This window comes from Paracraurococcus ruber, from assembly GCF_004353985.1.
Classification (GTDB): domain Bacteria; phylum Pseudomonadota; class Alphaproteobacteria; order Acetobacterales; family Acetobacteraceae; genus Paracraurococcus; species Paracraurococcus ruber.
On record NZ_SMOA01000250.1, the window covers coordinates 1 to 7,767 of the forward strand.

9 protein-coding genes are annotated in these 7,767 nt (G+C 73.7%); 7 read left to right on the forward strand and 2 right to left on the reverse strand.

Features of this window, described 5'->3' with window-relative positions; translation table 11 throughout:
* Positions 1-393: 393 nt before the first annotated feature.
* The 5 genes from E2C05_RS25900 to E2C05_RS25920 all read left to right on the forward strand — a co-directional run bounded on the left by E2C05_RS25900 (position 394) and on the right by E2C05_RS25920 (position 3,068).
* Positions 394-753, forward strand: a complete 360-nt coding sequence (locus E2C05_RS25900; protein WP_133222547.1) for an NADH-ubiquinone oxidoreductase subunit NDUFA12 family protein — start codon at positions 394-396, stop codon at positions 751-753.
* Positions 754-757: 4 nt separating this feature from the next.
* The gene (mlaD, locus tag E2C05_RS25905; RefSeq protein ID WP_133222549.1) at positions 758-1,282 is read left to right on the forward strand and encodes an outer membrane lipid asymmetry maintenance protein MlaD; all 525 of its coding nucleotides are present in this window, start codon (positions 758-760) and stop codon (positions 1,280-1,282) included.
* On the forward strand, positions 1,279-1,512 hold the full coding sequence (locus E2C05_RS25910) for a hypothetical protein (RefSeq protein WP_133222550.1): 234 nt from the start codon (positions 1,279-1,281) through the stop codon (positions 1,510-1,512). The genes mlaD and E2C05_RS25910 overlap by 4 nt, the downstream gene beginning before the upstream one ends.
* Complete coding sequence (locus E2C05_RS25915) at positions 1,509-1,880, forward strand: DUF2155 domain-containing protein (RefSeq protein WP_133222551.1); 372 nt, start codon at positions 1,509-1,511, stop codon at positions 1,878-1,880. Before E2C05_RS25910 ends, E2C05_RS25915 begins: the two co-directional genes overlap by 4 nt.
* Positions 1,881-2,108: 228 nt before the next feature.
* A complete protein-coding gene (locus E2C05_RS25920; RefSeq protein WP_133222552.1) occupies positions 2,109-3,068 on the forward strand; it encodes an MBL fold metallo-hydrolase in 960 nt (319 codons plus the stop codon).
* Between the two features lie 377 nt (positions 3,069-3,445).
* Here E2C05_RS25920 and E2C05_RS25925 read toward each other — a convergent pair whose 3' ends face one another.
* The gene (locus E2C05_RS25925; protein ID WP_133222553.1) at positions 3,446-4,441 is read right to left on the reverse strand and encodes a dienelactone hydrolase family protein; all 996 of its coding nucleotides are present in this window, start codon (positions 4,439-4,441) and stop codon (positions 3,446-3,448) included.
* 170 nt (positions 4,442-4,611) lie between these two features.
* Here E2C05_RS25925 and E2C05_RS25930 point away from each other — a divergent pair, with 170 nt between their 5' ends.
* Both E2C05_RS25930 and E2C05_RS25935 read left to right on the forward strand, forming a co-directional pair.
* The gene (locus E2C05_RS25930) at positions 4,612-5,778 is read left to right on the forward strand and encodes a GNAT family N-acetyltransferase (protein WP_133222554.1); all 1,167 of its coding nucleotides are present in this window, start codon (positions 4,612-4,614) and stop codon (positions 5,776-5,778) included.
* A gap of 88 nt (positions 5,779-5,866) precedes the next feature.
* Positions 5,867-6,265 carry an MGMT family protein gene (locus tag E2C05_RS25935; protein ID WP_133222555.1) on the forward strand — a complete coding sequence of 133 codons (399 nt, stop codon included), beginning with the start codon at positions 5,867-5,869 and terminating at the stop codon, positions 6,263-6,265.
* Here the strand turns inward: E2C05_RS25935 and E2C05_RS25940 are convergent.
* Positions 6,213-7,766: an ABC transporter substrate-binding protein gene (locus E2C05_RS25940; RefSeq protein ID WP_133222556.1), complete on the reverse strand. Its 1,554-nt coding sequence runs from the start codon at positions 7,764-7,766 to the stop codon at positions 6,213-6,215. The two genes, E2C05_RS25935 and E2C05_RS25940, sit on opposite strands and share 53 nt — an antisense overlap.
* Between the last annotated feature and the right edge of the window lies 1 nt (position 7,767).

Sequence of the window (7,767 nt, forward strand, 5' to 3'; positions counted from 1 at the left end):
CGGCGCGCGCCAGGCTGACCGGCCCCTCGCCCGGCGCCAGGGCGGCGAGCGCCTCGGCCGCCTCCCCCTCCCACGCCGCGGGCAGGGCGACCTGCCGCGGCGGCGCGTCCGGATCGGCGCCCGCCCGCCTGCGGCGCAGCGCCACCCCTTCCCACAGCGTGCCATGGATGCGTGCCATGGGCCGGATGCTAGGCCGCCCATCGGACCCAAGAAAGCCAGATTTTGTGATTCGATGGCCCCTGGACCGCAACATGCTGTGGATATCGTCATGTGGATATCGTGGAGAAGCGCGCGACTTTGCGCCGCCGCATGCGTTGTGCGATGGTATCAGCCACACGGGCCTGCCGCCGCGCCCCCCTGCCGGCCGCCCCCCCGAGGAGCCTTCCCGCCCCGATGTCCTTCCTGCTTCGCCTCACCTCGTCCCTGCGCGGGCGCAAGGTCGGCACCGATCGCTTCGGCAACGCCTATTTCGAGGCGAAGACGAACCAGCCCATCTACGACCGGCCGCGGCGCTGGGCGATCTATGCCGGCGGGGGGCGGGAGCCGACGGTCGTGCCGCCGGAATGGCATGCCTGGCTGCACCACACGGTCGCCGAGCCGCTGCCGGAACGGAAGCGCTTCCCCTGGCAGCAGGAGCACCGGCCGAACCTGACCGGCACCGCGCAGGCCTATCGCCCCGCCGGCCACGACTATGCCGGCGGCACCCGGCGCGTGACCGGCGGCGACTACGAGGCCTGGACGCCCGGTTCCTGATCGCATGAAGGGACGCAGCCTGGCGGAGGTCGCGGCCGGCGCGGCCGTGCTGATCGTTGCCGCGGTCTTCCTGGTCTATGCCGTGCTGCACAGCGGCCGCGGCACGGTGACCGCGGATGGCATGCAGCTGAGCGCGAGCTTCGACCGCATCGATGGCCTTGCGAATGGCGCCGATGTGCGCATCGCCGGGGTGAAGGTGGGCACCGTCACCACCAGCCGGATCGACCCGGAAACCTTCGCCGCGGTGCTGACGCTGCGGGTGGACCCGTCGCTGAAGCTGCCGGACGACACCTCGGCCGAGGTCACCTCGGAAGGGCTGCTGGGCGGCAAGTATGTCTCCCTGGTGCCGGGGGGCAGCGACAAGCTGCTGGCCGATGGCGGCCGGATCACCCAGACCCAGGGCTCGGTCAGCCTGGAATCGCTGCTGGGCCGGTTCATCTTCTCGGTCACGCAGATGAACAGCCAGGCAGCCACGCAGAATGGCGAGCAGGGGGCGGCGGCGGCGCAGGGCGCCGCCAGCCACCGATGACGGCCGATGCGGCCGGGCTGGCGCCGCCCGCCGCCTGGCCGGGCGCCGATGGCGCCCCCCTCTCCTGCCGGGAGAAGCTGAAGGTGCTGGCGGAGAACCATGCCGAGCTTGCGCAGGTCATGCGCGACGCCTTCGAGGACGCCGTGCTGATGGGCGTGGACGAGGCGGCGATGCGCGAGATCCTCGCCGGCATGGTGCAGGCGCTGCCGAGCCCGAAGCGCCGGGCATGAGCCGGACTGCCCGGGCCGCCCGCTTGGCGGCGCTGCTGCTGCTGGCCGCCGTCGTACCCGCCGCGGCGCAGGACTGGGAGGCGAAGCGCACCGCCGAGCTGCAGATGCTGGACAAGGTGACGGCGCGCGTGTCCGTCCTGCGCGCCACGGTCGGCCAGCCGGCGCAATTCGCCACGCTCACCATCCTGGTGCGGGCCTGCAATGCGAGGCCGGTCGGCGAGGTGCCGGATGCCGCCGCCTGGATGGAGATCGGCGACAGCCGCAGCCCCGGCGCGCCGGCCTTCCGCGGCTGGATGTTCGCCAATGCGCCGGGCGTCAGCATGCTGGAGCACCCGGTCTACGACGTGCGGGTTCTGGACTGCAAATGAGGCTGGCGCGCGGACGTCCCGATGCCTGCGCGCCGGGATCGCGCGGAGGGTCGGCGTGGCGGCGGCGCGCTCGACGCGAGGATCCTGCCGGTCGGCATGCATGCCGGCCGGCATGAGACCGGCGCGCGGGCGTCGGGACGCCGGCGCGGCGGCGTCGCGCGCCGGGCCTGTTTGCCGGCGGCACGCCCGCCGGGCGGCTCGACCGGCCCGGCATCCGGGCCGGCCGGCATGACCGGGCCGGCGCATCACGCGCCGCAGGGCTTCCGCAACCCGCATGACCCGACGGTGCGCACCCTGCGCGATGTCTGGCGCTGGCGGCGGGAGAGCACGCCGGCCCCCTGGCCCGCCTGGATCGAGGATGCGCCGCAGCCGCCGCCCCCGCGGGCCGGGGCCGACCGGATCGCCGCCACCTTCATCGGCCATGCCAGCTTCCTGGTGCAGGTCGGCGGCCGCTGCGTGCTGCTGGACCCGGTCTGGTCGCGGCGCGCGAGCCCCCTGCCCTTCGCCGGGCCGAAGCGGGTGCGGGCGCCGGGCCAGCCCCTGGCGGCGCTGCCGGGCTGCGACCTGCTGCTGGTCAGCCACAACCACTACGACCACCTGGACCTGCCGACGCTGCGGGCGGTGCGCCGGCGCTGGGCGCCGCCGGCCGTCACCGGCCTCGACAACGCACGGCACCTGGCCAAGGCCGGCATCCGCGGCGCGCGGGAGCTGGACTGGTGGGACGGCGCGGAGGTGGCGGGGCTGCGCGTGACCTATGTGCCGGCGCAGCATTTCTCCGCCCGCACCCCCTGGGACCGCAACCGCAGCCTGTGGGGCGGCTTCGTGCTCGAAGCGCCGGGTGCCTGCGTCTATTTCGCCGGGGACAGCGGCTGGTGCCCCTGGTTCGCCGAGATCGGCCGGCGCTTCCCGCGCATCGACCTCGCCCTGCTGCCCATCGGCGCCTATGCGCCGCGCTTCTTCATGCGGACCCAGCACATGGACCCGGATGAGGCGGTGATGGCGCATCGGGCGCTGGGGGCGCGGCGCAGCATCGGGATGCATTTCGGCACCTTCGCCGGGCTGACGGACGAGCCGATCGAGGAACCGGAAGCCTGGCTGGCGCGCGCCCGGGCCGCGCAGGGCGTGGCGGCGGACGCCTTCACCACGCTGCCCTTCGGCGCGACGCTGGAGATGCCGCTGCGCGGGTGATGCCCCCGGCCGGTGACGAGGCGGCGCCTGCGCCGGCCGCCAGGACCGACAATGCCCTGGCGCGCAGCACCGACCGCTGGTTGCCGTCGCGCGGGTCGGGGCGGATGCCGATCGGCCCGGCGCCTGCCGGCCCCGTGGGATGACCGGCGGGCGCCCGCGCCGCCGCACGGCAGCCGCCGCCGGGCGGCCCCCATCGGCGTCGCTGCACACCCGCCCTGCGGCGCGCCAAGGCCGCGGAATCGAGGCCCCCGGGGGATGCCTGGGCACCGGGACGCTGCGGACGGCCATGCCCGATGACCCCTGGCAGGGCGCCGCGCCGCGCCGCGGCCCGCGGCCGGCGATGCCACCCGGCGCGGAAAGCCGCCCGGTGGCGGCCGCTACCGCAGCAGCCGCTCCTCGGCGAAGCCGCGCACCGCGGCGCGGACCGCCGCGGCCCCCACCGGGTCGAAGCCGACATGCGCGCCGCGGCCGACGCAGGCATCGCCGAGGCCATAGGGCCGCTGCGTCTCGCTGTTGAGCAGGGCGCCGCCCGGCCCTTCCTCCAGCCGGCAGCCGCGCGTGGTCTGCGCATCGGCGACCGTGACCAGCAGGGGCTGGAAGGGATTGTCGAAGCTGTGCTGGCCATTGGCGTATTCGGCCAGCGCCACATCCGCCCCGGCCTGCTTCAGACGCGCCGCATAGTCCCGGCAGGGGCCGATCGCGACATAGTCATCCACCACCCCGTGGAAGAGCCTGATGGGCGCCGGCCCGACCTCGGCATCCTTCGCATAGGCGACATTGCACGGGGTATAGAGGCCGATATGCGCGGCGAAGCGGTGCCCTTGGGTGCCGAAGGCGGCCTGGAAGCGTCCCATGGCCGAATACACCGCCGCGACCGCGCCCTTGGAGAAGCCCATCACCGCGATCCGGTCGGCGCGGATGCGCGGATGCTGCGCCAGCACGTCGAGGGCGCGATAGGCATCCACCATCATCGCCAGGCTGTGCAGCTGCGACTGGTCCTGCACCGTGCTGACGATGCCGCGGCCGGCGAAGCTGTCGAGCAGGAAGGCGGCGATGCCCGCCGCATTCAGCTCCCGCGCCCAGAGATCGGTCGAGGCGCCGATCCCGCCCGAGCCATGCACCAGCACCACCGCCGGCACCCGCTGCCCCGGCCGCAGCGGGGCGGGCAGGCGCAGCTCCCCGGCGATCAGGGCGGGCTTTCCGCCCTCCCGCGCGCCGGCCAGGAATTCCTCGCCCGAGAGGGTGCGGGAGGCGATGGGGATCACCTCCACCCGGCCCGGCGCCTGCTGCTGGGCCCGCGCGGCGGGGGCCAGGGCGAGCAGGCCGAGCAGGACGGCCAGGCCGCCGAAGCGGCCGGTGCGTGACGATGGCATGGTGGCGTTCCCCCTTCGCGGCCTGGACCCGGGCATCCGTCCGGGCCTGGAGCTGGCCTTGGGCGGCAGGCTGGCGCGGCGCGGCGGCGGGGTCCACCCCCCTGGCCTTCCCCCTGCGCCCGGCGGCCGGCCCTTGCTCCTGGCTCGCTGCACCGCACATGCTGGCGGGAATGCCCGACAGCGCCCCGGCCCTCACCCTCTCCCTGCATCCGAGCATCGCGGAGATCCCGCGCGCCGACTGGGATGCCTGCGCCGGCGACGGCAACCCCTTCGTCAGCCACGCCTTCCTGACGGCGCTGGAGGAGAGCGGCAGCGCCGTGGGCCGCACCGGCTGGCTGCCGCAGCATGCCGCGCTGCGCGACGCGGCGGGCGAGCTGGTGGCCTGCTGCCCGATGTATGCGAAGAGCCACAGCCAGGGCGAATACGTCTTCGACTATGGCTGGGCCGATGCCTATGAGCGGGCGGGTGGCAGCTACTACCCGAAGCTGCAGGTCTGCGCGCCGTTCAGCCCGGTGCCCGGGCCGCGGCTGCTGGTGCGGCCGGGCAGCGGCGTCGGCATCGGGGCACTGGGCCAGGGGCTGGTGCAGGCCTGCGAGCAGCTCGACCTCTCCTCGGTCCACATCACCTTCTGCCAGGAAGCCGAATGGGCCGCGCTGGCCGAGACCGGCTGGCTGCGCCGCCTGGGCACCCAGTTCCACTGGCACAACCAGGGCTATGCCAGCTTCGACGACTTCCTCGGCGCCCTCTCCTCCCGCAAGCGAAAGGCCATCAAGCGCGAGAGGCGCGATGCCGCGTCCAGCGGCTATGTCCTGAAGACGCTGCGCGGGCCGGAGATCACGGAGCGGCACTGGAAAGCCTTCCACCGCTTCTACAAATCCACCACCGACAAGAAATGGGGCCGCAGCGCCTACCTGACCCCGCGCTTCTGGCCGCTGCTGGGAGAGGCGCTGGGGGACCGCGTGGTGCTGATGGTGGCCGAGCGGGATGGCGAGCCGGTGGCCGGCGCGCTGAACCTGCTGGGAACGGACGCGCTGTACGGCCGCAACTGGGGCGCCGTGGTGGATGCGCCCTTCCTGCATTTCGAGCTGTGCTACTACCGCGCCATCGACTTCGCCATCGAGCACGGGCTGCCGCGGGTCGAGGCCGGGGCGCAGGGCGAGCACAAGATCCAGCGCGGCTACCTGCCCAGCCCCACCTATTCCGCCCACTGGATCCGCCATCCCGGCCTGCGCCGCGCGGTGGACGATTTCCTGCGCCGCGAGCGCCCGGCGATGGAGCGGGAGATGGAGGCGCTGGCCGGGATGTCCCCCTTCAAGCGGGACGGCGAGGCCGAGTAGCGGGGATCGCCGGCGGGCAGCGAGGCTTGGCGCGGGACGGCAGCCCGGGTCAGCCTTGCGCCGTCTGACCAGCCGGGGGGAGGACGGGATGGCCGGATCGCCGCATTTCGCCCGCATCAAGGCGGATGTGCTGCGCATCATGGCCAGCGTGCCGGCCGGCCAGGTCGTCAGCTTCGCCGATATCGGCACGCATCTGGACGTGATGCCGCGCCATGTCGCCTACATCCTGGCGACGCTGCCCGATATCGAGAAGGCCACGCTGCCCTGGTGGCGCGCGGTCGCCGCGGACGGGTCGCTCGGCACGCCGAAGCGCGCCCCGGACGGGACGACGCAGGCCGCGTTGCTGGCGGCGGAGGGGGTGATGGACCCCGCCGCCGCCCTGGTGGCGGTGGCCGCGCTGCCGCATGGCGTGCAGCGGCAGACGCGGCCCGCCATCACGCCCGCCGCACCTCCCAGAAGGCGTAGATCTCCGAGATCGGCTCGGTGATCGTCCGCCGGAAGGCGGTGTTGCCGAAGAACTGCCCGGTGGGCAGGTAGGGCGCGTCGTCGAACACCACGCGCTGGATGTCCTGCGCGATGGCCTGCTGCGCCGCCAGGTCCGGCGCGTCGAACCAGGCGGTGCGCAGCTCATCCAGGCGCGGCACGGTCGGCCAGCCGAACCAGGCATTGGTGCCGTTGGCGCGCAGGAACTGCATGACGCCGGGATTGATCCCGTCGAGCCCGTTCCAGGTGGTGTGGAACATGCTCCAGCCGCCCTTGTCCGTGGGCTCGCGGCTGTTGCGCCGCTGCACCAGCGTGCCCCAGTCGGAGACGCGGTAGTCCACCGTGACGCCGAGCCGCTGGAACAGGTCCCGCTGCACCTCCGCCAGCGCCGACAGCGCCTGCTGGTCGGAGGGTGCCAGCATTACCACCGTCTCGCCATTGTAGCCCGCCTCCCGCAACTCGCGGCGGGACCGTTCGATGTCGCGCGGGCCGGTGATGGCCTCGATCCCCGCCGCATTGGCCAGCGGCGTGCCGGGCGTGAAGACGCCGGCATCGGCGCGCCAGAGCGAGGGGTCGGTGCCCGCCGCGGCGGTCATGAAGTCCTGCTGGCTCATCGCCCGCAGGATGGCGCGGCGCACGGCGGGCTTGTCGAAGGGCGGGTGCAGGCAGTTGAAGACGCCGGTGCCGATGGTCCCCAGCGGGCTGGCCCGCCGCACCACGATGTCGCGCGACCGCCGCAGCACCGGGGCGAGGTCGTTCGGCGGGTTTTCCCACCAGTCCACCTCTCCGTTCCGCAGCGCGGCGGCGGAGGTGCCGGGGTCCGGCATCACGGTCCATTCCACCCGGTCGAAATGCACCCGCTTCGGGCCGGAGGCCCAGCTGGTGGTGCCGTCCCGCGGGACATAGTCCGGGTTGCGTTCATAGACCACGCGGGCGCCGACCACGCGTTCGCCGGGGACGAAGCGGAAGGGGCCGCTGCCGATCGTCTCGCGGATCTGGGTATTCGCCTCGGCCGCGGCGATGCGTTCCGGCATGATGAAGAGCGCCGGCGGGCCGATCTTCGCCAGGCTTTCCAGCATCGGGCCGAAGCGGCGGGTCAGGCGGATGATGAAATTCCGGTCGTCCGGCGCCGTCATCTCGGCCACGCGGCCCATCAGCACCTGGCCGAGCGAATCCCGCTGCGCCCAGCGGCGGATCGAGGCGACGCAGTCGCGGCCGCGCACCGGCTCGCCATCGTGGAATTTCAGGCCTTCCCGCAGGCGGAAGCGCCAGGTGAGGCCGTCGCCATCCGCCTCCCAGGCCTCCACCATCTGCGGCTGCGGGCGCAGCTGCGCGTCGAGGCCGAAGAGCTGGTCGTAGATCATCAGCGCGTGGTGGCGCGTGATGTAGGCGGTGGTGAAGACGGGGTCGAGGACGGTGAGGTCGGTCTGCGGCACGTAGCGCAGCACGCGCGCGGCGGCGGGCTGCGCGCTGGCCGGCGCCGCCAGGGGCGGCGCGGCGGCCAGC

Excerpts from the sequence above, each read along its gene's own strand:
- E2C05_RS25900 (WP_133222547.1), top strand. The coding sequence starts at position 394 with ATGTCCTTCCTGCTTCGCCTCACCTCGTCCCTGCGCGGGCGCAAGGTC.
- mlaD (WP_133222549.1), top strand. The coding sequence starts at position 758 with ATGAAGGGACGCAGCCTGGCGGAGGTCGCGGCCGGCGCGGCCGTGCTG.
- E2C05_RS25910 (WP_133222550.1), top strand. The coding sequence starts at position 1,279 with ATGACGGCCGATGCGGCCGGGCTGGCGCCGCCCGCCGCCTGGCCGGGC.
- E2C05_RS25915 (WP_133222551.1), top strand. The coding sequence starts at position 1,509 with ATGAGCCGGACTGCCCGGGCCGCCCGCTTGGCGGCGCTGCTGCTGCTG.
- E2C05_RS25920 (WP_133222552.1), top strand. The coding sequence starts at position 2,109 with ATGACCGGGCCGGCGCATCACGCGCCGCAGGGCTTCCGCAACCCGCAT.
- E2C05_RS25925 (WP_133222553.1), bottom strand. The coding sequence starts at position 4,441 with ATGCCATCGTCACGCACCGGCCGCTTCGGCGGCCTGGCCGTCCTGCTC.
- E2C05_RS25930 (WP_133222554.1), top strand. The coding sequence starts at position 4,612 with ATGCCCGACAGCGCCCCGGCCCTCACCCTCTCCCTGCATCCGAGCATC.
- E2C05_RS25935 (WP_133222555.1), top strand. The coding sequence starts at position 5,867 with ATGGCCGGATCGCCGCATTTCGCCCGCATCAAGGCGGATGTGCTGCGC.